The sequence below is a fragment of the Vibrio sp. 811 genome (genome assembly GCF_033339195.1).
The window spans coordinates 1-723 of sequence record NZ_JAWOUB010000371.1 but is presented as its reverse complement, the minus strand read 5'-3'; the positions used below and the strand labels follow the sequence as shown (position 1 = coordinate 723).

Annotated in this window: 1 protein-coding gene; it reads left to right on the top strand. The window is 51.7% G+C overall.

What is annotated here, in order from left to right:
* A partial coding sequence (locus R7Q46_RS26935; protein ID WP_318078198.1) for an efflux RND transporter permease subunit occupies positions 1-723 on the top strand: 723 nt, incomplete at both ends.

Sequence of the window (723 nt, the reverse complement as noted above, 5' to 3'; positions counted from 1 at the left end):
ATGAATTCGACAATCTCGTGCAGTTCCCGGGGCTAACCAACGCGAGGGTAATGCCGACCAAAACGCGTATCGACATGCTTGCGCCGGGCATTAAGACGCCAATCGGGATCAAAATCGCAGGCCCAGACCTGAAAGAGATCGAAAAGATTGGTGCACAGTTAGAACCTATCTTGAACAACGTTCGCGGCACTTCATCGGTTTATGCCGAGCGTGTAGCCGGTGGCCGTTACGTAACAATCGACATTAAACGCCGCGCTGCTGCGAGATATGGATTAAGCATCAAAGACGTTCAGCAAGTCATCTCAACCGCTGTCGGTGGTATGAATGTTGGAGAAACCATTGAAGGCTTGGAACGCTACCCGATTAACGTTCGCTACCCGCAAGACTACCGTGACTCTGTGGTTAAGCTGCAAAACTTACCGCTAGTGACACCAAATGGAGCGCGTATCGCACTCGCTGATGTCGCTGACATTCGTTACGAAGACGGTCCGCCGATGATCAAAACCGAAAACGCACGTCCTAACGGCTGGGTGTTTGTGGATATCGATGGCCGCGACCTTGGTTCTTACGTGGTAGAAGCGCAGCAAGCAGTGGCTGACCAACTGGTGCTCCCGGCTGGATATTCGCTCGCTTGGTCTGGTCAATACGAATACATGGAACGTGCGAAAGATCGCTTGAGTGTGGTCGTGCCGATAACCTTGGTGATCATCATGATGTTGCTTT